Annotated in this window: 21 protein-coding genes; 1 reads left to right on the top strand and 20 read right to left on the bottom strand. The window is 65.2% G+C overall.

Annotation, left to right across the window (positions count from 1 at the left end):
* Positions 1-17: 17 nt before the first annotated feature.
* The 8 genes from QNO03_RS12060 to QNO03_RS12025 all read right to left on the bottom strand — a co-directional run bounded on the left by QNO03_RS12060 (position 18) and on the right by QNO03_RS12025 (position 10,505).
* On the bottom strand, positions 18-782 hold the full coding sequence (locus tag QNO03_RS12060; RefSeq protein WP_289603454.1) for a transglycosylase family protein: 765 nt from the start codon (positions 780-782) through the stop codon (positions 18-20).
* Between the two features lie 492 nt (positions 783-1,274).
* A complete protein-coding gene (mmsB, locus tag QNO03_RS12055; RefSeq protein WP_229945983.1) occupies positions 1,275-2,525 on the bottom strand; it encodes a multiple monosaccharide ABC transporter permease in 1,251 nt (416 codons plus the stop codon).
* Between the two features lie 2 nt (positions 2,526-2,527).
* Positions 2,528-4,036, bottom strand: coding sequence for a multiple monosaccharide ABC transporter ATP-binding protein (mmsA, locus tag QNO03_RS12050; protein WP_502874589.1), 1,509 nt, complete (start codon positions 4,034-4,036; stop codon positions 2,528-2,530).
* 94 nt (positions 4,037-4,130) lie between these two features.
* Complete coding sequence (gene chvE, locus QNO03_RS12045) at positions 4,131-5,246, bottom strand: multiple monosaccharide ABC transporter substrate-binding protein (RefSeq protein WP_289603452.1); 1,116 nt, start codon at positions 5,244-5,246, stop codon at positions 4,131-4,133.
* A gap of 47 nt (positions 5,247-5,293) precedes the next feature.
* Positions 5,294-6,808 carry an L-arabinose isomerase gene (gene araA, locus QNO03_RS12040; protein WP_289603451.1) on the bottom strand — a complete coding sequence of 505 codons (1,515 nt, stop codon included), beginning with the start codon at positions 6,806-6,808 and terminating at the stop codon, positions 5,294-5,296.
* A gap of 2 nt (positions 6,809-6,810) precedes the next feature.
* Positions 6,811-7,581, bottom strand: coding sequence for an L-ribulose-5-phosphate 4-epimerase (locus QNO03_RS12035; RefSeq protein WP_289603450.1), 771 nt, complete (start codon positions 7,579-7,581; stop codon positions 6,811-6,813).
* A complete protein-coding gene (araB, locus tag QNO03_RS12030) occupies positions 7,578-9,266 on the bottom strand; it encodes a ribulokinase (RefSeq protein WP_289603449.1) in 1,689 nt (562 codons plus the stop codon). The genes QNO03_RS12035 and araB overlap by 4 nt, the downstream gene beginning before the upstream one ends.
* A gap of 192 nt (positions 9,267-9,458) precedes the next feature.
* Complete coding sequence (locus QNO03_RS12025; RefSeq protein ID WP_289603448.1) at positions 9,459-10,505, bottom strand: LacI family DNA-binding transcriptional regulator; 1,047 nt, start codon at positions 10,503-10,505, stop codon at positions 9,459-9,461.
* Positions 10,506-10,615: 110 nt separating this feature from the next.
* Between QNO03_RS12025 and QNO03_RS12020 the strand changes: the two genes are divergently transcribed.
* Positions 10,616-12,613 carry an APC family permease gene (locus QNO03_RS12020; RefSeq protein WP_289603447.1) on the top strand — a complete coding sequence of 666 codons (1,998 nt, stop codon included), beginning with the start codon at positions 10,616-10,618 and terminating at the stop codon, positions 12,611-12,613.
* A 43-nt stretch (positions 12,614-12,656) separates the two neighbouring features.
* On the opposite strand, the gene QNO03_RS12015 is transcribed toward QNO03_RS12020, so the two are convergent.
* From QNO03_RS12015 to QNO03_RS11960, 12 genes are all read right to left on the bottom strand, one after another.
* On the bottom strand, positions 12,657-13,283 hold the full coding sequence (locus QNO03_RS12015) for a cell division protein CrgA (protein ID WP_229945965.1): 627 nt from the start codon (positions 13,281-13,283) through the stop codon (positions 12,657-12,659).
* Between the two features lie 59 nt (positions 13,284-13,342).
* Positions 13,343-14,725: a replicative DNA helicase gene (gene dnaB, locus QNO03_RS12010; protein ID WP_229945963.1), complete on the bottom strand. Its 1,383-nt coding sequence runs from the start codon at positions 14,723-14,725 to the stop codon at positions 13,343-13,345.
* 575 nt (positions 14,726-15,300) lie between these two features.
* Positions 15,301-15,750, bottom strand: a complete 450-nt coding sequence (gene rplI / locus QNO03_RS12005) for a 50S ribosomal protein L9 (protein ID WP_289603446.1) — start codon at positions 15,748-15,750, stop codon at positions 15,301-15,303.
* An 18-nt stretch (positions 15,751-15,768) separates the two neighbouring features.
* Positions 15,769-16,008: a 30S ribosomal protein S18 gene (gene rpsR, locus QNO03_RS12000; protein WP_007269381.1), complete on the bottom strand. Its 240-nt coding sequence runs from the start codon at positions 16,006-16,008 to the stop codon at positions 15,769-15,771.
* 151 nt (positions 16,009-16,159) lie between these two features.
* A complete protein-coding gene (locus tag QNO03_RS11995; RefSeq protein WP_229945960.1) occupies positions 16,160-16,729 on the bottom strand; it encodes a single-stranded DNA-binding protein in 570 nt (189 codons plus the stop codon).
* Positions 16,730-16,762: 33 nt separating this feature from the next.
* On the bottom strand, positions 16,763-17,116 hold the full coding sequence (gene rpsF, locus QNO03_RS11990) for a 30S ribosomal protein S6 (RefSeq protein ID WP_229945955.1): 354 nt from the start codon (positions 17,114-17,116) through the stop codon (positions 16,763-16,765).
* 201 nt (positions 17,117-17,317) lie between these two features.
* Entirely contained in the window at positions 17,318-18,598 is a 1,281-nt protein-coding gene (locus tag QNO03_RS11985; RefSeq protein WP_289603445.1) for a M18 family aminopeptidase, read from the bottom strand.
* A gap of 168 nt (positions 18,599-18,766) precedes the next feature.
* Entirely contained in the window at positions 18,767-19,606 is an 840-nt protein-coding gene (locus QNO03_RS11980) for an ABC transporter permease (RefSeq protein WP_289603444.1), read from the bottom strand.
* A 40-nt stretch (positions 19,607-19,646) separates the two neighbouring features.
* Complete coding sequence (locus QNO03_RS11975) at positions 19,647-20,600, bottom strand: ABC transporter ATP-binding protein (RefSeq protein ID WP_289603443.1); 954 nt, start codon at positions 20,598-20,600, stop codon at positions 19,647-19,649.
* 113 nt (positions 20,601-20,713) lie between these two features.
* Complete coding sequence (locus QNO03_RS11970; protein ID WP_289603442.1) at positions 20,714-21,646, bottom strand: ABC transporter ATP-binding protein; 933 nt, start codon at positions 21,644-21,646, stop codon at positions 20,714-20,716.
* Positions 21,647-21,687: 41 nt separating this feature from the next.
* On the bottom strand, positions 21,688-22,530 hold the full coding sequence (locus QNO03_RS11965; RefSeq protein WP_289603441.1) for an ABC transporter permease: 843 nt from the start codon (positions 22,528-22,530) through the stop codon (positions 21,688-21,690).
* On the bottom strand, positions 22,527-23,543 hold the full coding sequence (locus QNO03_RS11960; RefSeq protein ID WP_229945946.1) for an ATP-binding cassette domain-containing protein: 1,017 nt from the start codon (positions 23,541-23,543) through the stop codon (positions 22,527-22,529). The genes QNO03_RS11965 and QNO03_RS11960 overlap by 4 nt, the downstream gene beginning before the upstream one ends.
* Positions 23,544-23,549: the final 6 nt, after the last annotated feature.

The following is a 23,549-nucleotide window of genomic DNA, read 5'->3' as shown; positions in this document are numbered from 1 at the left end:
GATTGCAGTGCCTGAGATTAGGCAGGCAGCTGCAGGGTCTGACCGGTGAAGATCAGGTCCGGGTGGATAACGGTATCCAGGTTGGCGTTGTACAGGGCCTGCCAGCCGCCCTCGATGCCCAGCTTCTCGGCGATCTCGGAGAGGGTGTCGCCTTCCTGGATCAGGTAGGTCTCACCGGACAGTGCCGGAGCCGGGGTCTGAACCGGAGCCACGGCCTCAACCGGGACGCTGGCCGGTGCCGGAGCAACCGGGGCAGGCTCGACGTAGGTCTGAACCGGAGCGGGCTCGGTGTAGGTCTCCACCGGAGCAGCCTCGACAACCGGGGCCGGCTCAACCGGAGCAGGCTCGGCAACCGGGGCCTGCTCAACTACGGGGGCCGGCTCTGCGGCCGGAGCAGGCTGGGCAGCCTGCGGGTTCGCAGTAGCGCCGGTCATGCCCAGCTTGGCGGTGCAGGCAGGCCAGGCGCCGGGGCCCTGTTCGGCCAGGACCCGCTCGGCTACGGCAATCTGCTGCTCCCGAGTCGCATCGGCAGCGTTGGCTGCGTACTCGGTGCCGCCGAAGCCGGCCCAGGTGCTCGGCGTGAACTGCAGCCCGCCGGAGAAGCCGTTGCCGTTGTTGATCCCCCAGTTTCCGCTGCTTTCGCACTGTGCAAGGGCGTCCCAGTCCATGGAGGCTGCGTTGGCCGGAGCGGCCATGCCGACAAGGCCGGCAGCGCCAGCACCAGTGATGGCGGCGGTGGCCAGGCCGCGGCGTACGATACGACGGATCTTCTGGTTCTTCATAAGTCTTTTGCTCCCACGGGTTCCACCTGCGCTCGTCCCGTCCCCGGGCTTCCTCACGCCGTCGCCTTCCCCATTGTGATAGAGGTCTTCGTCGATGCCGCGCAGCGGCGACGCACAGTGGACGCGCGGCATCAGGCTTACTGGTTTGAGGCCGCACCAGGTTGGTGCCGGCCGCCGCCGACTTCGATTCAGTCAGGCGGTCCAGCCCTCGATCAGGGCCTTAACCAACGTAGGGGAGGCTTTTACCGAGATCAAATCGATATCAACGCTGCTCAAATCGTTACGTTCTGCAGATCCGCGTAAATAAGCGGATCCCTTACAATCCAACCCTCATTTTGTAGACTTCGTCACAAGGTGTTTTGGGGTGCTTTGGCGGCTTTTTATGTGGCGGGCATCATTTTCTGGGCGTGGGGAAAGCCACAAAAGAAAGCCACAAAAGAGGCGGCGGACGCCCCGTAAGGGACGTCCGCCGCCGACGGCTTCTGGAGGACGCTATTTCAACGCGTTGGATGCCTTCCGCTTGTTGAAGACGTCAAAGCCGACGGCCAGCAGCAGGACCAATCCCTTGATGAACTGCTGATAGTCGATTCCCACACCCAACAGCGACATTCCGTTGTTCAGGACGCCCATGATCAGGCCGCCGGTGATCGCCCCCACAATGGTGCCCACGCCGCCAGTAACGGCTGCGCCGCCAATGAATGCGGCGGCTATGGCATCGAGTTCGAACAGGTTTCCTGCCCCGGGGCCGGCCGAGTTCAGGCGGCCGGTGAAGATCAGCCCGGCCAGGGCAGCCAGCACGCCCATGTTGACGAACAGGAGGAAGTCCACCCGTTTGGTGTTTACGCCGGACAGGTGCGCCGCCTGGAGGTTGCCGCCCCTGGCGTAGACATGCCGGCCAAAAACGGAACGGTTCATCACGGCGCTGTAGGCAATCACCAGGATGCCCAGCACCACCAGGACGATCGGCGTGCCGCCCCGTGAGCTGGCCAGCAGATAGGTGAGTCCGAGCAAAATGGCGGCGCTGAAGGCCAACCGGGTGAAGAACCAGGCCCGGGGCTCGTCATCGAGGTTCAGCTTGGTCCGGGCAGCCCGGCCGCGCAGCTGGCTGATCACCAGCAGTGCGGTGGCCAGCACGCCCAGCCCGACGGTGGTCCAGTCCAGGAGGTTGGTTTCCGGCGGAAACAGGCCGGGGAACAGGGATCCGCCGCCCAGCTGGCGGTATTCCTCCGGGAATCCGGTGATCCGCTGGTTGCCCAGGATGATCTGCGTCAATCCGCGGAAAACGAGCATGCCGGCCAGCGTGACAATGAAGGCCGGGATGCCGACGTAGGCAACCCAGAACCCCTGCCAGGCACCCACCAGGGCACCCACCGCCAGGGACGCCACCAGGGCCGCCCACCAGGGCATGCCCCAGTCACGGATCATGATCCCGGACATGGCACCGACAAAAGCCGCCACGGATCCGACCGACAGGTCGATGTGCCCGGCAACGATGATCATGACCATGCCGATGGCCAGCAGCAGGATGTAGCTGTTCTGCACGATGATATTGGACACGTTGTCCGGCTGGAGAAGCGCGCCGCCGGTCAGCACCTGGAACAGGGTCACGATGACCAGCAGTGCCAGGAAAATGCCGATCTGGCGCAGCCTGCCGGCCAGGAACCGTCCGGCGTCCCCCAACGGAGATGTCTTGGGGCTCCTGGTGCCGAGAGCCGGATCCTCGCCGGCGAGAGTGGAAACCATTGTTATTCCTTTTCCTGGGTCATGTACTGCATAAGTCGTTCGGGAGTGGCTTCGGCGATGGGGACCTCCGCTGTGATCCGGCCCTGTGCCAGGGTGTAGATCCGGTCACAGATCCCCAGCAGTTCCGGAAGTTCCGAGGAGATGACCACCACGGCTTTGCCCTCTGCGGCCAGCCGGTTGATGATCGTGTAGATCTCGTATTTGGCCCCCACATCGATGCCGCGGGTGGGTTCGTCGAGGATCAGGACATCCGGGTCGGCGAACATCCATTTGGACAGCACCACCTTCTGCTGGTTTCCGCCGGACAGCTTGCCGGCCACCGCTGCCACGGAGGGTGCCTTGATGTTCATGCTGCGCTTGTAGTCCTGCGCCACCACGGTTTCGCGGCCGCCGTCGACCCATCCCCTGGTGGCCAGCTTGGTCAGGGCGGATGCCGAGATGTTCCGTTTGATGTCCTCGATGAGGTTCAGCCCGTACCGCTTGCGGTCCTCCGTGGCGTAGGCGATGCCGTGCCGGATGGCTTCCGGCACGGTACGAGCGGTGATTTCCGTGCCGTTCTTGTACAGCTTCCCGCTGATGTTGGATCCGTAGCTCCGGCCGAAAATGCTCATGGCCAGTTCGGTGCGCCCGGCGCCCATCAGTCCTGCGATTCCCACGATTTCGCCGGCGCGGACGGAAAGCTGCGCATTGTGGATCACCGTCCGTGCATGCTCGCGGGGGTGGTGGACCGTCCAGTCCTCCACGCGAAGCACCTCCTCGCCGATCTCCGGCGTCCGGTCGGGATAGCGGTTCGTGAGCTCGCGGCCCACCATGCCCTTGATGATCCGCTCCTCAGTGACGGCGTCGCCGTGCAGGCTGAGGGTTTCGATGGTCTGCCCGTCCCGGAGGATGGTGACGGAGTCGGCAATCGCCCGGATCTCATTGAGCTTGTGGCTGATGATGATGCAGGTGATGCCGTCCTCGCGGAGGCCGCGGACCAGGCCCAGCAGATGCGCGGAGTCTTCATCGTTCAGCGCGGCGGTCGGTTCATCCAGGATCAGCAGCTTGACGTCCTTGGACAGCGCCTTGGCGATCTCCACCAGCTGCTGCTTTCCCACGCCGATGTCCCCCGCCGGGGTCACCGGATTGATGTCCAGCCCCACCCGCCGGAGCAGTTCGGCGGCACGGACGTTGGTTTCGTTCCAGTTGATGAATCCCCGGGCCGAGCGCTCATTGCCCAGGAAAATGTTCTCGGCCACCGAGAGGTAGGGCGAGAGTGCCAGTTCCTGATGGATGATCACGATCCCGCTGCGTTCGCTGTCCTTGATGTCCCGGAAGGAAACGGCCTCGCCGTCCAGCAGGATCTCCCCCTCGTAGGTCCCGTGCGGGTAGACGCCCGAGAGGACTTTCATGAGGGTGGACTTGCCGGCCCCGTTCTCGCCGCAGACCGCATGGACCTCCCCGCGGGTAACGGCCAGGGTGACGTCCTGCAACGCCTTGACCCCGGGGAAGGATTTAGTGATCCCCATCATCTGGAGAATGTAGTCGCTCACTCGGACCTCTCTGTGCCTGGACTGGATGCTGGTTTACCCGGGCGGGCAGCGGTGTGCCGCCCGCCCGGGACCGTTATTCGAGTTCCGAGGCCTCGTAGTAGCCGCTCTCGACAAGGACCTCTTCGTAGTTGTCCTTGGTGACGATCTCCGATTCGAGCAGGTAGGAGGGAACAACCTTCACTCCGTTGTCGTAGGTCTCCTCATCGTTGACCTCCGGTTCCTCACCCTTCATCAGCGCGTCGACCATCAGGACGGCACGTTCGCCAAGTTCGCGCACGTCCTTGAAGATCGTGGAGTACTGCTCGTCGGCCATGATGGACTGCACGGACCCGACTTCGGCGTCCTGTCCGGTGATGACAGGCAGGTTCTCCCCGCTGTAACCGCCGGAGCGGAGCGCGGAGATGATGCCGATGGACAGTCCGTCGTAGGGCGACAGCACGCCGTCGATCTGCTGGCCGCCGCCCACCGTCAGTAGGTCCTCCATGCGGTCCTGCGCGGTGTCCGGCAGCCAGCGGAGGATGGCGGCCTGCTCAAACCCGGTCTGGCCGCTGGGGACCTTCAGGGTCTGGTTGTCCAGGTAGGGCTGCAGGGTGTCCATCGCGCCTTCCCAGAAGAAGGTGGCGTTGTTGTCATCGGGGCTGCCGGCGAACAGTTCCACGTTGAACGGGCCCTTCTCGCCGGTTTCCTCGCCGTTTTCGTCCAGGATTCCCAGGCCGGTGAGCAGTGAGGTGCCCTGCTGTACGCCAACCTCGTAGTTGTCGAAGGTCGTGTAGTAGTCCACGGTGTCGGACTCGTTGATGAGCCGGTCATAGGCGATGACGGGAATGTCCTGGGATTCCGCCGTCTCCAGCACGCCGGTCAGCGTTGTGCCGTCGATGGAAGCGATCACGAGTGCCTCGGCCCCGCCGTTGATCATGTTTTCGATCTGCGAAACCTGGGTGGGAATGTCGTCGTTGGCGTACTGCAGGTCCACTTCGTAGCCGAGTTCCTCGAGCTGCGACTTGACGTTCTCGCCGTCGGCGATCCAGCGTTCGGACTGCTGCGTCGGCATGGCGACGCCGATCTTGGCTCCCTCGTTGGAGCCTTCGGCGGATTCACCCCCGCCGCGGTTGCCTGCGCAGGCGCTGAGGCTCAGCGCGAGCGTCAGGGATACTCCCCCGATGAGGGTTTGTTTCAGGGTCAGTGCCATGGTTCTGCCTTTCGTGGTGCCTGGTCTGGTGGAGTGGGTAGTTGGGGTCAAAGCTTGGAGGCCAGCCGGTAATAGGCGGAGTTCCAGCGCACTTCCCGCTGGAACTCCCGCAGCTTGGTGTCGGCGTCGATGAGCAGCAGTTCGACGCCGGTCATCCCGGCGAAGTCCGTGACGACGTCCGCGCCGATCGCCGTGCTGAGGACCGTGTGGTGGGCGGCGCCGGCCGTGAGCCAGGCCGCGGCCGACGTCGGGAGGTCCGGATCCGGACGCCAGACGGCGCGGGCGACCGGCAGGTTCGGCAGGGGCGCGTCCGGCGGCACCACCTCCACAGTGTTGGCGGTGAGCCGGAACCGGTCGCGCATGTCGGACATGGCGACGACGACGCCGGGGCCCGGGTCCGTGTCGAAGACCAGCCGGACGGGGTCTTCCCGGTCCCCGATACCCAGCGGATGGATTTCGAGTGCCGGCTTCTGCGTGGTGAGGGTGGGGCAGATTTCCAGCATGTGCGCCCCGAGGATTTTCTCCTCGCCGGGAACCAAGTGGTAGGTGTAGTCCTCCATCAGGGAAGCGCCGCCGGGAAGCCCTGCCCCCATGACCTTCGCGGCACGGACCAGCATGGCCGTTTTCCAGTCACCTTCGGCGCCGAAGCCGTAGCCGTGCGACATCAACCGCTGCACCGCGAGACCGGGAAGCTGCCGAAGCCCGCCTAGATCCTCGAAGTTCGTGGTGAAGGCACCAAAGCCGCCTTCTTCCATGAACTGCAGGAGGCCAAGCTCCTGGCGGGCGCCGTACCGGAGCGATTCATGCCGCTCACCGCCGCGCCGGAGTTCAGGTGCGACGTCGTAAAGTTCCTCGTATTCGGCGACGAGCTTGTCCACGGCGTCGTCGGTCTGGGCGTCCACCACGGCTACGAGGTCGTTGACCCCCCAGCTGTTGACCGAGACGCCGAACTGCAGTTCCGCCTCGGTCTTGTCCCCTTCGGTAACCGCGACATTGCGCATGTTGTCGCCAAAGCGGGCGATCCGCAGGTCCTGGATGGCCGCCCGTCCCGCGCAGGCCCGCTGCCAGGACGCGATCTGCCCGATGACCGCCGGTGCCGAGACATGCCCGACGACGGTTTTGCGCGGAACGTCGAGCCGGGTGGCGATGTAGCCGAACTCCCGGTCGCCATGGGCGGCCTGGTTCAGGTTCATGAAGTCGAAATCAATGTCGCTCCACGGCAGGGCAACGTTGATCTGGGTGTGCAGGTGCAGCAGCGGCTTGCGCAGTGCGTCCAGGCCGCTGATCCACATCTTGGCGGGGCTGAAGGTGTGCATCCAGGCGATGACGCCGATGGTGCGGGTTTCGGCGTTGGCTGCGAGCGCGGCGGAGCGGATGGACGCGGCGTCGGTCAGGGTCGGCTTCCAGATGATCCGGACCGGCAGGCCGGCGGATTCCAGCATGCCGACAATGGCCTGGGACTGCTCGGCGACCTGGCGGAGCGTGTCTTCGCCGTAGAGGTTTTGGCTGCCGGTAAGGAACCAGACCTCGTAGGGCTCGAGGGACGTGTCTAGCGGGCTCACGGTTATGCGCTCCTGGAGGTTGTTGGGGCCGGTGTTGAAGCGGCGGGTTGTGGCGGGGCGGCCGGCGGAGCAGGTGCAGGGCCGGCCGGCTGGCCGTACACGTTCTGGTACCGGTGGAAAAGGGAGTCGATGTCGGCGGGGTCCAGGGGCACCGGCTCGCCGAGCTGCCGGGAGAGGTGGACCGTGCGCGCGACGTCCTCGAGCATGACCGCGGCCTTGACCGCGTCGCGGGCATCCCGGCCCACGGTGAACGGGCCGTGGTTGCGCATAAGGACGGCACGGGACCGGTGGCCCGCCAGGGTGGACACAATGCCCCGTCCGATGGAGTCGTCCCCGATGACGGCGAAGGGACCCACGGGGATCTCGCCGCCGAATTCGTCGGCCATGGCCGTCAGGACGCAGGGCACGGATTCTCCCCGGGCGGCCCAGGCCGTGGCGTAGGGGGAGTGCGTGTGGACCACTCCCCCGACGTCGGGCATGTGCCGGTAGACGTAGGCGTGCGCGGCGGTGTCGCTGGAAGGTGCCAGTCCGGCACCGGGGGTGCCGGGAACGGGGCTGCCGTCCAGGGTGCACAGGATCATGTTCCCGGCGGTGAGGTCGTCGTAGCCCACTCCGCTGGGTTTGATGACGAAGAACTCGGTGCCCGGGACCCGCCCGGAAATGTTTCCGGCAGTCCAGGCAACCAGGCCATACCGGACCAGTTCGGCGTGCAGGCCGGCGACTTCGGTCCGGATCTGCTGTATCCGTTCCTCGACGGAAGCCGTCACGCTCATGCGGACACCTCGCGGACCTTGCGGGCCGAACGCCGCAGGGCTTTCAGCCGGTGCATGACGTCGTTGCCGCCGCGCCCGAAGTAGTCGTGCAGGGTTACGTATTCCGCGTACAACCGGCTGTAGGTCTGGGCACGTGCGGGATCCGGAAGGTAGGCATTGTGCTCAACCCGGCCCATGGCCGCAGCGGCCGCACGGACGTTGGGGTAGGCGCCGGCCGCGACCGCCGCGTGGATCGCGGAGCCCAGCGCCGGACCCTGGTCGCTGCCGATCACGGAGATCGGCATGTCCAGGACATCGGCATAGACCTGCATCAGGAACCGGTTCTTGACCAGCCCGCCGGCCGCGATGAACTCCGTGACCGGGACGCCGGAGGCGGCAAAGGTTTCAATGATGGTGCGGGTGCCGAAGGCGGTGGCTTCGAACAGCGCCCGGTAGACCTCATGCGGGCGGGTGGCGAGGGTAAGCCCTACCAGCAGCCCGGAAAGTTCGTGGTCCACGAGCACCGACCGGTTGCCCGACTGCCAGTCCAGGGCCAGGAGCCCGTGGGCGCCCACCTCTTCCCGGCCCGCCTGCTCCGTCAGCAGTTCATGGACGCTGAGTCCGCGTGCGGCGGCTTCTTCCGTCACCTCCGGCGGAACGAAGTGTTTGGTGAACCAGCCGAAGATGTCACCCACACCCGATTGGCCGGCTTCGTACCCATAGAGGCCGTCCACAATTCCGCCGTCGACCACGCCGCACATCCCCGGGACCTCCCGCAGGACGTCCGCGCTCATGACGTGGCAGGTGGAGGTCCCCATGATCGCCACCATCTGTCCCGGAGACGCTGCTCCGGCGGCCGGGGCGCAGACATGGGCGTCCACGTTGCCCACGGCAACTGGGATGCCTTCCGGCAGCCCGGTCCAGGCTGCGGCCTCGGCGCTCAGGGTTCCCGCCGCCGAGCCCAGGCTTCCGATCGGGTGTTCCAGCTTTTCCTCTACAAAGCCGGCAAAACCGGGGTTCAGTGCGGCCAGGAAACCGCGGTCGGGGTAGACCCCGTCCTGCAGGATTCCCTTATAGCCGGCCGAACAGGCGTTGCGCACGTACCTGCCGGTGAGCTGCCAGACAATCCAGTCGGCGGCCTCCACCCAATGCTCCATCAGGCCGTACAGCTCGGGATCGTCTTCGAGCAGCTCCAGGCCCTTGGCGAATTCCCATTCACTCGAAATCAATCCGCCGTACCGCGGCAGCCAGGCTTCCCCGCGGTCTTCCGCCAGGCGGTTAATCCGGTCCGCCTGCGCCTGGGCGGCATGGTGGCGCCAAAGCTTCACATACGCATGCGGCCGGTCTTCGAGCCCGGGCAGTTCGTTCAGCGGTGTTCCGTCCGCTGTGGTGGGGACCATGGTGCAGGCCGTGAAATCTGTTCCCACTCCGATGATGGACTCCGGCGCGACGCCGGCGGCCCGGACCGCGGCGGGCACGGCCTGCTGCAGGACCTCCCTGTAGTCGGCCGGAACCTGCAGGGCCCACTCGGGCGGCAGCGGTTCCCCGGTGGCTGCCAGGACCGTATCCATGACCCCGTGCCGGTAGGCATGGACCGCGGAACCCATTTCGGCGCCGTCCTGCACCCGCACAACGACCGCACGGCCGGAAAGAGTGCCGTAATCGATGCCCACCACGTAGGTGGGCGCACTGCCGGGCTGGCTCACGGTGACCTCATTGTCATCTGGTTGTCATCTGGACCGCCACCGCCATCCGGGCGTATGTGAACGGTCACATTGATATTTCCAGTCAGGCTACCAACCAAATGTGGCGCAGGCCACACCCAGAGGTCACGTTTTGGTTACGGGTGCGCCGGTCAGATCCGGGCGTGCTCCGCAGCGGCAGCCGCCGTGCGCCGGTCAGATCCGGTCGTGCTCCGCAGCGGGAGCCGCCGTGGACCCGCGGCGGATGAAACGCGGGGCCACGTCCCCGAGGGTGACCGGGCCTTCCCCACGCAGCTCCGCCAGCAGCACGGCAATGCAGCGGCGGCCCAGCTCCGGGAAATCCTGGCGGATGGTGGTCAGGGGCGGCAGAAAATGCGCGGCTTCAGGGACATCGTCGAATCCCACCACGCTGAGGTCCTCGGGAACCCGCAGTCCGGCGTCCGCATAGGCATGCACGATGCCGAGGGCAATGTGGTCGTTACCGCAGACGACGGCGCTGAACGTGCGCTGCTGCCTCAGCTCGAGCCCCACCCGGTAGCCGGAATCCGCCGTCCACTCCCCCGCGGAGAGGATTGCCGGCTCCAGTCCCCATTCCGCCATCTCCTCCAGGTAGCCCTGCCGCCGGGCCTCGGTTTCCACCCATTCCCCCGGCCCGGGCACGTGCACCACCCGCCGGTGGCCAAGTTCCAGGAGGTGGCGTGTCGCCAGCCGTGCGCCGGCCAGCTGATCCACGGACATGCGGTGGTCCTCGCCGTGCAGGGAATGCACGGTGACAAACGGGATCCGGATGGACAGCTTCTCGATGACCTCCAGCGTGCGGGCCTGGGGAGCCAGCACCACAAGGCCCTCCACGGCATGGCTCATCAGCCGGTCCAGCGCCGCTTCGATGGACCGGTGGTCCGCTTTGTCGATGTAGGCGGGGTCCACTACGTAACCCGCCGCGTTGGCAGCCGTCTGCACTGCCTGCAGGCTCGCCGTCGGACCGTACTCCACTCCCGAGGCAACCAGGGCGCCGATAATCCGGGATTCCTTGGTGACCAAAGCCCTGGCCGCACGGTTGGGGCGGAACTGCAGCTCCTCCATGGCGTCAAGCACCCGCTGGCGGGTGCTCTCGCGCAGATTGGAGTGCCCATTGATCACGCGTGACACGGTCTGGTGGGAAACCCCTGCCGCGGCCGCAACGTCGCGGATATTGGGGGCACGCCGATGGCTTACGGAGCCGGTACTTCCCTCAGAAACCATAATCAGAACCGTACTCCACGGCAGGGTTCCCGACATCCGCCGCAGCCGGGTGAGGTCCGCGGTCTCCGCTTCTGGACAGTGGATGCGGCACAGGTCTAACGTTGGTCCTCGTGCTCACATTCTTCAATGCGCTCAGGCGCATTCTGGTCGGGCGTCCTTACGGCAACGAACGGCTCTCGCACACCCTTCTCCCCAAGCGGATTGCGCTCCCTGTTTTTGCCTCGGACGCCCTGTCGTCGGCTGCCTACGCACCCGACGAAATCCTGCTTACCCTGGCACTGGCCGGCGTCGCTGCGGTGACCCTCTCCCCCTGGGTGGGTCTGGCCGTCATTGTTGTGCTGCTCACGGTGGTGGCATCCTACCGGCAGAATGTACGCGCCTATCCCTCCGGCGGCGGCGACTACGAAATTGCCAGCACCAACCTGGGCAAGCCCGCCGGCCTGACCGTTGCCTCCGCACTGCTGGTGGATTATGTGCTCACTGTGGCGGTGTCGATGTCCTCGGCGGCGTCCTACCTGGTGACGGCCATCCCGGCACTGCACGGCACCCAGGCCACCATCGCCGTCATCGGGGTGGCCGTCCTGGTCCTGGTGAACCTGCGCGGCATCCGGGAAGCCGGCGCCTTGTTTGCCGTACCCACCTACATCTTCATGGCTTCCGTACTGGGCATGTGCCTCACCGGCTTCGTCCAGTTCCTCAGCGGAGACCTCCAGCAGGCCCCCTCTGCCTCCTTCGAACTGGTGCGGGAATCCGCTTACGACGAAGGGCTCGTCGGCCTGGCCGGCGCCCTGCTGCTGCTGCGCGCCTTCTCCTCAGGCGCAGCCGCACTCACCGGCGTCGAGGCGATCAGCAACGGCGTACCGACCTTCCGCAAACCCAAGAGCGCCAATGCCGCCACCACCCTGCTGCTCCTGGGCGTGATTTCCGCGGCCATGATCAGCGGAATCATCGCCATGGCCAACCTCACCAAGGTCCATGTGGCACAGGACCCGGCCACGCAGCTCACGGCCAACGGTTCCCCGGTCGGTGAGCAGTACGTGCAGCATCCGGTCATCAGCCAGCTGGCGGAAACCATCTTCGGCGGCGGCAGCATCGCGTTCTACCTGGTGGTCGCTTCCACGGGGCTCATCCTGGTGTTCGCCTCCAACACCGCTTTCAACGGTTTCCCGGTGCTTGCCTCGATCCTGGCCAAGGACGGGTTCCTGCCCCGGCAGATGCGCACGCGTGGGGACCGGCTGGCCTTCAGCAACGGCATCATCGCCCTCGGCCTGGGCGCGCTGGTGCTCATCGTGGCCTTCGATGCGGACGTCACCCAGCTGATCCAGCTCTACATTGTGGGAGTGTTCGTCTCCTTCACCGCCAGCCAGCTGGGTATGCTCCGGCACTGGACCGGCAAGCTGCGCACCGAGCGGGACAAGGATGCACGGCACCGGATGCAGCGCTCAAGGGCCATTAATGCCATCGGTTTCGGTATGACCGCGCTGGTGCTGCTCATCGTGATTGTCACCAAGTTCACCCACGGCGCGTGGATCGCCCTGCTGGCCATGGCCGTGCTGTACGTGATTATGTACAGCATCCGGGCCCACTACGACACGGTCGCCCGTGAACTGGCGCTCGACGACGGCGAGCACGGGCTCGCGCTGCCGTCCCGCGTCAATGCCGTGATCCTGATTTCGCAGGTCCACAAGCCCGCCCTGCGGGCTATTGCCTATGCACGCGCGTCCCGCCCCTCAAGCCTGAACGCCATCATCGTGGACCTGGATCCGGAAGACACCCAGCGCACCCTGGATGATTGGGAGCGGCTGCAGATTCCGGTGCCCCTCACGGTGCTTTCCTCGCCCTACCGCGAGACCATTTCCCCCGTGCTGTCCTACCTCCGCGATGCCCGCCGCAATGCGCCGCGGGAACTGTTCGTGGTCTACATCCCCGAGTACGTGGTGGGCCGCTGGTGGGAACAGCTGGTGCATAACCAGACCGCCCTGCGCATCAAGGCCCGGCTGCACTTTGAGCCGTCCATCATGGTCGCCAGCGTGCCCTGGCAGCTTGCCTCCAGCCACGACGCCCACGGCCAGCCAGCCGGCGGACCCGGGGCGAACAACCGGGGCTAGGCACGCCGCGCTGCTGCTGCGCTACTGAACTGCCACGATGCTGCTACTGCAGGGCGTCTTTGCGCCCGGCCAGCACGGACCGGTAGGCGTACTCGGTGAGCCGGCCGTCCTGGACTGCCTGCTCGACTGCCGCGAAGGAACGCGGACCGTCGTCACCGCTGTACGGGAAGTGGATGAGCTCGGCGATGAGCTCCCATTCCTCGGTGATGGAATCGATGAGATCACCGGGGGTCTCCTCGGCTGAGGGTCCCCCGCCCAGGACCGTCCAGTCACCCTCCGGCACCCGGTAGGCCTGCAGCCGGTCCAGGTCCGCTTCGAGCTCCGCCAGGGAGGCGTATTCCGTCTGTGCGACCGGCGGCACGGAGCCGTCCGGCGTCGCCAGCTGGCTGACGAAAGTGTCCTCGGAGGACGGGTAAATGGACGTGGGTACCGGTTCGCCTTCCTCCAGGTAGGCGGGAAGCTGGGAGGGCATCCAGTACCAGGCGTCGCCCTGGTCCGGTCCGCCCGGCTGGTCCCGCTCGCTGATCCAGCCGCGGGCCGTGAGCAGTGCTTCTGCGTCGTCGCTGAAATAGGCGGTCTCGCCGCGCAGCAGCGCATTGACCTCATGCTCGGCGCGGCGGGCCTGCTTCTTCTTGGAGACGGCCTTCTTACGGGGCTTTGACTTGGGCACGGCGGGATCTCCTGCGGCTGTGGGGGAAACGGGTGGAGGCGGGGGGGTGCGGGGGCGGGCTAGAAGCCGCTGCCGCCCTCAACTGCCATGTTCGAGAAGCGTGAGTAGTGGCCCTGGAACCCGACCACTATGGTTTTGGTCGGACCGTTACGGTGCTTGGCCACTATGACGTCGGCCTCACCGGCACGCGGTGATTCCTTGTCGTAGATGTCCTCACGGTGCAGCAGGATCACCATGTCCGCATCCTGCTCGATGGATCCGGATTCACGAAGGTCGGAGACCATCGGCTTCTTGTCGGTGCGCTGTTCGGAACCACGGTTCAGCTGTGACAGGGCGATAACCGGCACTTCGAGTTCCTTGGCGAGCAGCTTCAGGGCACGGGAGAACTCGGATACTTCCTGCTGGCGGGACTCCACCTTTTTGCCGGACGACATCAGCTGCAGGTAGTCAAGGACCACCAGCTTGAGGTCGTGGCGCTGCTTCAGGCGCCGGCACTTGGCGCGGATTTCCATCAGGGACATGTTCGGGCTGTCGTCGATGAACAGCGGCGCGTCATTCATCCGTCCCATCGTGGTGGCGATCTTGCCCCACTGCTCATCCTTGATGGTGCCCTTGCGCAGGTCCTGGAGGCCGATGGTCGCCTCCGCGGAAAGCAGGCGCATGGCGATTTCGTTGCGGCCCATTTCCAAGGAGAAGAAAACGGTGGTCATGTTGTTCTTGATGGCTGCGGAACGGGCAAAGTCCAACGCGAAGGTGGACTTACCGACGGCGGGACGCGCGGCGATGACAATCATCTGGCCTGGATGCAGGCCCTGGGTCAGCTCGTCCAGCTCGTAGAAGCCGGTGGGCACGCCCGTCATACCCTCACCCCGGTGCCCGGCAGACTCGATCTCGTCCACCGTTCCCTCGATGATGTCCTTCAGCGGAACGTAGTCCTCCGCGGTGCGGCGCTCAGCGACGGCGTAGATCTCCGCCTGGGCGGCGTTGACGATGTCGTCCACTTCCATGCCCTCGTTGGAATAACCCAACTGGACAATCTTGGTGCCTGCACCCACGAGGCGGCGCAGCACGGCCCGCTCGCGCACGATCTCGGCGTAAAAACCGGCGTTGGCGGCAGTCGGTACGGACTGAATCAGGGTGTGCAGGTAAGCGGGGCCACCGATGCGGCCGATTTCGCCGCGCTTGGTCAGTTCATCGGAGACGGTGACGGCGTCGGCGGGCTCGCCGCGGCCGTAGAGATCGATGATGGCCTCGTAGATGGCCTCATGTGCCGGACGGTAGAAGTCCAGGCCGCGCAGGACCTCGACGCAGTCCGCGATGGCGTCTTTGGAAAGCATCATGCCGCCGAGTACCGACTGTTCGGCTACAAGGTCCTGGGGCGGTGTCCTCGCGAAGTCCGGACTTGATGTTGATGCCGGGGAGTCCGTATGCGTGAGCGACACTGTGACCCTTTCCATGGAGGCGAAGACGTTCGATCCCTGCCCTGCCGGAGGGATGGCTTATCTCTATCAGCCCGCACTGACTTCCGGCCGGAAGGACGGCGGCGGTGCTGGCAGATCGGCCCGGCGGACATGCGTCTGAAGAAGGGATTCACCGCAACCGTATGCCCCCGGCGCCCTGCCGACAAACGAGTTATCCACAGGTCCTGTGGATAGTCTGTGCATAACGCGGCGTGTCTTGTGCACAGGTTGGGTATAAGCATGTGGATAAATATTCATTTTTTCGAGAAACATGGCTCTGACTAGGGCAAACGCTTGTCCACACCTGTGTAAACAGACTATTTTTCCGCCGCGCCGGACGGCGGACCTGAGGTTGACAGCAGTGAAAAAGAGGCCTAGGTGTGCCGAAATCCACACCCATCGGCTCAGATATCCACAACAGTGCAGGAAGAGTCCCGGATTTCCTTCCCCAGCCTTCCTCGGCAGCGGCCCTGGCCGCCCCGTCAACTGCCCAGGAACGCAAAAACACCCCCCGGCCCGAAGGCTGGAGGGTGTTCTGCGTTCGTCTGCGTTAGACGCTAGCCGGCAACGACGTCGAGGTCGATGACTGCTGCAACATCGTTGTGCAGGCGGACGTTGGCCTGGAAGGAACCAACCGACTTGATGTGAGTCGGCAGTTCAACCTTGCGCTTGTCGATGGTGCCGAGACCGGCAGCTTCGACAGCGGCAGCAACGTCGCCGGGCTTGACGGTACCGAAGAGGCGTCCGGACTCGCCGGCCTTGACGGTCAGCTTGACCGGCTTGGCGGAGAGAACAGCAGCCTGCTTCTGAGCATCTTCCAGGGAAGCGTGCTCGCGGGCAGCGCGGGCAGCCTTGATGGACTCAACCTGCTTCTCGCCACCCTTGGTCCAGGTCAGAGCGAAGCCGCGGGGCAGGAGGTAGTTACGTGCGTAACCGTCCTTAACCTCGATGACGTCGCCGGCAGCGCCGAGACCGGTTACTTCGTGGGTCAGAATGAGCTTTGCCATGAATTAGGTTCCTTTCCTTTAGCCGCGGCCAGCGCCGGAGTAAGGCAGGAGAGCAACTTCGCGGGCATTCTTGATTGCCTGCGCGATCTTGCGCTGTTCCTGCACGGACACGCCAGTTACGCGACGAGCGCGGATCTTTCCGCGGTCGGAAATGAACTTGCGCAGCAATGCTACGTCCTTGTAGTCGATGACAGTGATGTCAGCGGCCTTCAAGGGATTGGACTTTGGTTTGGGCTTGCGAAGTTCAGCCTTAGCCATCGTGGAGCTCCTTATGTCTAGTGGAGCCCGTGGATACATTTTCCACGGGATGGGCTCGACGGCGGTTGCCGTCTGAGGATGGCGCCCGAGGGCGCCGGGTGAAGGGCCGCTTCTCCCTCAAAGGGGGTTGCCGCTCTTCGGATGAAGAGGTTTAGAAGGGCGGATCGTTCGAATCCGGACCGCTGCCCCATCCACCGGAGTTGCCGCCCGCAGGGGCGCCCCAGGGATCGTCAGCCGGTGCGGACTGCGTCTGCTGCTGGCCGCCACCCCAACCGGGGTTGGAGTTGCCGCCGAAGCCGCCGCCGCCACCGCTGCCGCCGTTGTTGCCGCCGAAGCCGCCGCCGCCACCGCCGGAGCGCTGGGTGCGGGTGACCTTGGCAGAGGCATAACGCAGCGAGGGGCCGATTTCGTCGACCTCAAGCTCCATTACGGTGCGCTTTTCGCCCTCTTTGGTTTCGTACGAACGCGACTTCAGGCGGCCCTGGCAAACAACACGCGTCCCCTTGGTCAGGGATTCGGCCACGTTTTCAGCGGCTTCGCGCCAGACAGATGCCCGGAGGAACAGCGTTTCGCCGTCTTTCCAGTCATTTGACGTGCGGTCGAAGGTCCGCGGAGTCGAGGCAATGGTGAAGTTAGCCACTGCCGAACCGGACGGAGTGAACCGGAGTTCCGGATCATTCGTTAGGTTGCCGACGACGGTAATAGTTGTCTCGCCTGCCATGTTGCCTCCTGATATCGGTTTGGTTTGCAGAAATTACTCTGCGGAAACCTTTGCAGCTTCAGCCTTAGCGGCCTTCTTGGCATCCTTCTTGGAGATCTTCTGCTCTTCCGGGCGGATGATCTTGGTGCGCATGATGGTCTCGTTCAGGCTCAGCTGGCGATCAAGCTCGGCTGCTGCTGCAGGCGTACCGGTGAAGTTAACCACCGCGTAGATGCCTTCAGTCTTTTTCTGGATTTCGTAGGCCAGTCGACGACGGCCCCAGATGTCTACCTTGTCGATGGTTCCACCATCGTTGCGGACAACATTGAGGAACTTGTCGAGCGAAGGCTCGACGGTACGCTCTTCGACCTCGGGGTCGATGATTACCATCAGTTCATAAGCACGCATTTGTGAACCCACCTCCTTTGGGCTATACGGTCACGGCATTTCCGTAACAGGAGGTTCTTTTGCGTTGTCTCCTCCTCGGCGTGCGGCTGATCCGCAGCGGGAGGAATCTGCCGACCTAAGCCGACAGCACAGACTTTCTTATCCTATCCGATTTCCCGGACCGGGATTGACACGCCGGGATCCGCAGGAGCCGGCCCCCGGTCAGGCCCCTCCGCCCGCGAAGAACAGCTCGGCCACGGCGGCCAGGCGTTGGGGATCCTGCACACCCGCCATTTCCCGGGCCGAGTGCATGGACAGCACGGGTATCCCGACATCCACTGTCCGGATGCCCAGCCGGGTGGCCGTCAGGGGGCCGATGGTGGAGCCGCAGGGAACCGAGTTGTGGGAGACGAACTCCTGGTACGGCACCCCGGCAGCGGCGCAGAGACGCGCCCACCGGGCCATGCCGGGCGCATCGGTGGTGTACCGCTGGTTGGCATTGATCTTCAGCAGCGGGCCGCCGTTGAGCACCGGGTGGTTGGCGGGGTCGTGGCGTTCCGCGTAGTTGGGGTGGACGGCATGGCCGACGTCGGCGGAGATGCAGAAAGAGGCGGCCAGTGCCCGGGCACGGTCTGCCGTCGTCGCCCCGAGGCCGTCGCCGATCCGCAGCAGGACGTCCTCAAGGAACGGTCCGGCCGCTCCGGACCGGCTGCCGCTGCCCACTTCTTCGTGGTCGAACGCGGCGAGGACGGCCACCGGCGCCGCCGGGGCAACGTCGGCCGCGATGAGCGCGACGACGCCGGCGTGGACGGAGGAGAGATTGTCCAGCCGGCCGGAGGCAAAGAATTCACCCTCGGCGCCGAAGACCTGGGGTGCCTGGGTGTCGGCGGCAACGATGTCGTACCCGCCGATTTCCTCCGGTGCCAGGCCCGCCTTCGCGGCCAGCAGTTCCATCAAGTCCGATGTGGAAGGATCGCCCAGTCCCCAGACCGGGTTCATATGCTGCTGCTTGTCCAGCTTCAGGCCCTCATTCACGGCCCGGTCGAGGTGGATGGCCAGCTGCGGGAACCGCATCAGGGGACCGGTTTCCACGAGGTGTTCTTCGCCGTCCAGGGTGACCATCCGCCCGGCCAGCTGCAGCTCCCGGTCCAGCCACGAGTTCAGCAGCGGACCGCCGTACACCTCCACGCCGGCCTGGAGCCAGCCGAGCCGGCCGGTGGTGGGACGGGGCTTGAGTTTGAAGGACGGCGAATCGGTGTGGGTGCCGAGGATCGAGAAACCAGTGGCCGGGCCTGCGGCCTCCGGGGTGACCCAGGCGATGAACGCCCCGTCGCGGACCACGAAGAACTTTCCGGGCGACCGGGGGAAGTCACCGGTTTCGAGTACTTCGGTGAATCCTGCCTCCGTGAGGCGGCGCGCCCCTTCGCGCGCCGCATGGAAGCTGGAGGGTGAGGCGCTGACAAACGCGCCGAGATCTTTTACGTGGGCCAATGCGTTCGACATGCTCCGATTCAACCAGAGCCCGCCCTCCCGGCGTAACCGCGTCCGTTTGCGGGCGTAAGAAACCCCCGGCAGGTCAACTGCCGGGGGTTGTGGAGGAGGTGTTGCTCAGTCCGGTGGGGGCGGCGGCGGCCGTTCTTCCGCCACCACCCACACCGAAGTAACAGTGCCCTACACGTCCCGCTTCTTGGTGATGACCAGGGAGGCGATCAGCAGGACCCCTGCCCATGCGGCGAGGACCAGTCCACCCTGCAGCTGGGTCAGGGCGCCGTCCGCGATGGGACCGGCGGTGACCAGCTGGGTTCCCGCATTGCTCGGCAGGAACCGTGCGGCATCGGGAATCCAGTCCGCCAGGTTCTCGACGATGGCCACTACCAGCGGGAGGACAAAGATGATGCCGATGGCAGTCACGACTCCGCCGGCGGTGTTCCGCAGCAGGGTGCCGATCGCCATGGCAAACACGGCGATAAGCGCCAGGCACGTTCCGGTGTTGAGGACGCTGGCCAGCACGCCGTCGTCGCTCAGGGACAGGTCGAGGTCTGCGCTGGCTAGGATCGGCCGGGCAATCAGGAAGGAGATGAAGGCCGCACCGGCACCAACCACGAAGGAAATCAGGGCAATGAGCAGGTTCTTCGCGAGCAGCGCGGGAATGCGCTTCGGAACGGCGCTGAAGGTGGAACGGATCATGCCGGTGCCCCACTCGGAGGCGATCAGCACCACGGCGAGGGATGCAATGAGCAGCTGGCCGAAGAAAAGTCCGCTGGCGGGGATCTCCGGGACCAGGCTGTCGGCCGCGGGGGGCCCGGCCTGCGCTGCCTCCGGACTTCCGGTGGCGCCGAATTCAGTGACTAGCTGGGCGGTGCCCCAGGCAGCCAGGGCCGCAAGCCCCACCATCACCACCACGGTGATGGCCAGGAGGATGACGGTGGATGGGACCGTGGTGATCTTGATCCACTCGGATTTCAGGACCCGAAGGAAACTCACGCCGGGACCGGCGGGGGCCGAGGGCACTGGCGCTGAATTCTTGGATGTTGTAGCGGTACTCACGGTTCTACTTCCCCTTCCCGGAGGCAGTTCCCGCAGCGGCAAGCTCCTGCGGCAGGTCCTGGGACCGGTATTCGACGTCGTCTCGGGTCAGCTCCATGTAGGCGTCCTCGAGGGATACCTGCAGGGGCGTCAGTTCGTACACCAGGATCTGCCGCTCAAGTGCGGTCTCGGCGATCGTGCGCGGTTCCGCGCCGGTGATTTCCAGCAGCCCGGATTCCTGCTCGACGCCGGTGACTCCCGGGCCGGTCAGTGCCTGGAGCAGTTCGCGCGGGCTGTCCGTGCGGACCAGTACGCGGACCTTTTTGTGGCCGCCAATGATTTCACTGATCGGTGCATCCGCGATGATCTGCCCGCGGCCGATCACGATCAGGTGGTCGGCCGTCTGCGCCATTTCACTCATCAGGTGCGAGGAAAGGAAAACGGTGCGGCCTTCGGAGGCGAGTCCCCGGGCCAGATGCCGGACCCAGAGGACGCCTTCCGGGTCGAGTCCGTTGACCGGCTCGTCCAGGATGACGGTGTGCGGGTCGCCCAGCAGGGCCGAGGCGATCCCCAGCCGCTGCCCCATGCCGAGGGAGAAGCCGCCAACCCGCTTCTTCGCCACCGGGGTCAGCCCGGTCAGTTCAATGACCTCGTTGACCCGCTTGGTGGGAATGCCGTGGGTGGCTGCCATGGCCCGCAGATGGTTGTAGGCACTGCGCTTGGTGTGCACGGCCTTCGCGTCGAGCAACGCGCCCACCTCGCGGAGCGGCGCCTTGAGCCGGGAGTAGGGCTGGCCGTTAACCAGCACCCGGCCGGAGGTCGGATTATCCAAACCCACGATCATGCGCATGGTGGTCGATTTACCGGCTCCGTTGGGGCCCAGGAAACCCGTCACCTTCCCCGGCTGGACGGTAAAGGAAACGTCGTTTACGGCGGTTTTGTCGCCATAGCGCTTCGAAAGGCCATATGCCTCGATCATGGGTGATCCTCACGGTTGGGAAGCAAAATCTGGGGGGTCTACCTCCACCATAGGCGGCGCGGAGCGCTGCGGGACCGGTCCAAGGGATGAATCAGGGTCCCCCTCAGGGATGATCAGGGGCTTCCCTGACCGTCCTGCCCAACGCCCTGCGACCGGTATTCGACCTCACCGCGGGTCAACTCCATGTACGCGTCCTCAAGCGATGTCTGCTGCGGGGTCAGTTCAGTAACCAGGATCCGCTGCGCCAGCGCGGCCTCGGCAATGCCACGTGCGGATACGCCGAGGACTTCGAGCCGCCCCGCTGCCGGCCGGCGGATCTCCACACCGTCTGAGCCAAGGGCCGCGGCGAGGGTGTCGGCGTCGTCGGTGCGCACCAGGATGCGTTCCCGGCTGCTGCCCGCAAGTACCTGGTCCATGGGTGCGTCCGCCAGGATCCTCCCCCGGCCAATCACAATCAGATGGTCAGCGGTAACGGCCATCTCGCTCATCAGGTGCGAGGAGATAAACACCGTTCGCCCCTCTGCGGCGAGACCGCGGGCCAGGTGGCGTACCCACTGCACACCCTCCGGGTCCAGGCCGTTGACCGGTTCGTCAAAGATCAACGTCCTGGGATCCCCCAGCAGGGCCGCAGCGATGCCCAGCCGCTGGCCCATGCCCATGGAGAAACTCCCCACGCGCTTTTTCGCCACCGCACCCAGGCCGGTCAATTCGATGACCTGGTTAATGCGCGCGTTGGGGATGCCGTGGGTGGCGGCGAGCGCACGCAGGTGGTTGTAGGCGGTCCGCCGGGGATGGACGGCCTTGGCCTCCAGCAGGGCGCCCACTTCCCGCAGGGGCGCCTTATGGCTGGCGTACGGCGCCCCATTGACCGCCACGGTGCCGGCGGAGGGATGGTCCAGGCCCATGATCATGCGCATGGTGGTGGACTTGCCGGCGCCGTTGGGTCCCAGGAACCCGGTGACCTTGCCCGGCTGGACCGTAAAGGTAATGCCGTCGACGGCGGTCTTGCCACCGAACACCTTCGCGAGGTTTCGGGCCTCAATCATGCGGACTCTCCATTTCCAACGGTGTGACGGCACCGCCCCCTCTACCGGGAGCTGATCGACTCGAACTTGCGAACTGCCAGGGGAACAAAGACCACGAGCATCACGGCCGAGCCGATCAGCACCGTGGCAACGGCGTTCTGCATCGGCCAGGTGTCCGGGACGGGCGCGCTGCCGAGGTTGCCGAACAGCTCGCGTACGGCCTGCACGAGCGCCGACACCGGGTTCCAGTCCGCAAAGGTCTGCAGCGGTCCGGGGAGGTTGGAGCTCTGCACAAACGCATTGGAAATGAAGGTGATGGGAAACAGGATCATGAAGGATGCGTTGTTGATGGTCTCCGGCGAACGCACCGTCATCCCCAACAGGGCCATGACCCAGCTGAACGCATAGGAGAAGAGCAGCAGCAGTGCAAGGGCGGCCAGGAACCGTCCGGGGGTGCTGTCCACCCGCCAGCCCACCAGCAGTCCGGTGCCCATCATGATGAGCATGGAAATCCCGTTCAGCGCCAGGTCGGCGTTGGTCCGGCCAATCAGCACCGCGGAGGGGCTCATCGGCAGCGTCCGGAACCGGTCGATGATGCCCTCCTTCAGGTCCTGTGCCATGGCTGAGCCGGAGAAGGTGGATCCGAAAACCACCGTCTGGGCGAAGATTCCCGCCATCAGGAACTGCGTATAGTCGGTGCCTGCCACCGCAATGGATCCGCCGTAGACCTGGCTGAACAGCAGCACGAACATGATCGGCTGCAGCACGGCGAAAATGATCATGTCCGGTGAGCGCTTGATTTTGATCAGGTTGCGCTTGGTGACTGTCCAGCCGTCACCGGCCCACCGGGCCGGAAGGCTCGGCGAGCTGGTCCGGATACCGGTTGCTGATACTGCCGCGCTCATCGGTGTGCCTCCTCTTTTTCCGTTTCGGCGTCCTCTTCGGCCGGCTTGCCGGTGAGCTGCAGGAAGACGTCGTCCAGGGTGGGGCGGCGGATGCCGGCGTCGTGCAGTTCGATGCTGCCGGCTTCGAGTTCGGACAGGATGCGCTGGAGCGCTGCGGGACCGTCGACGACGGCGACCTCGAGTGTCCTGCCGTCGCCGGAAAGGTGGGGATCCCCGGATCCATGCCTGCCCAGGATGGACAGCGCTTCGTCCGCGTCCTCCTGGCGGTGCAGGGCCACCGCTACCCGGTGCCCGCCGATCTGCGCCTTCAGGTCATCCGAAGTGCCTTCGGCAATGACCTTCCCCTCGTCAATCACGGCCACCTTGTCGGCCAGCTGGTCCGCTTCCTCCAGGTACTGGGTGGTCAGCAGCAGCGTGGTTCCACGGGCCACCAGGTCGGTGATGACACCCCAGAGCGCAATCCGGGAGCGCGGGTCCAGTCCGGTCGTGGGTTCGTCCAGGAAGAGGACCCGTGGTTGGTTCACCAGGGCGCCGGCGAGGTCCAGCCGGCGGCGCATACCGCCGGAGTAGCCCTTGACCGGCCGGTTGCCGGCGTCGGAGAGCTCGAACATATCGATCAGTTCGACTGCCCGTTCCTTCGCGCGCCGGGCAGGCAGGTGGTACAAATGCCCCACCATGTCCAGGTTCTCAATCCCGGTGAGGTTCTCATCCACCGCGGAGTACTGGCCGGACACGCCAATGACGCGCCGGACTGCCTTGGGATCGCCGAGCACGTTGATGCCGTCGATGACGGCGGTGCCCGAATCGGGCCGGATCAGGGTGGTGAGGACCTTGACGGCGGTGGTTTTCCCGGCGCCGTTCGGGCCCAGCAAAGCGGTCACTGTTCCTTCAGGGACAGCGATGTCCAGTCCGTCCAGGGCATGCACGGGACCGGATTTCGAGGAGTAGACCTTGGTCAGACCCTCGGCAGAGATCAACGGCGTGGAAGTTGACGACTGTGGTGAAAAGGACATGCGTCG

Origin of the sequence: Arthrobacter sp. zg-Y877, from assembly GCF_030373105.1 — a bacterium.
GTDB lineage: Bacteria > Actinomycetota > Actinomycetes > Actinomycetales > Micrococcaceae > Arthrobacter_B.
The sequence above is the reverse complement of the archived record's forward strand: the minus strand, read 5'-3'. Positions and strand labels throughout refer to the sequence as shown.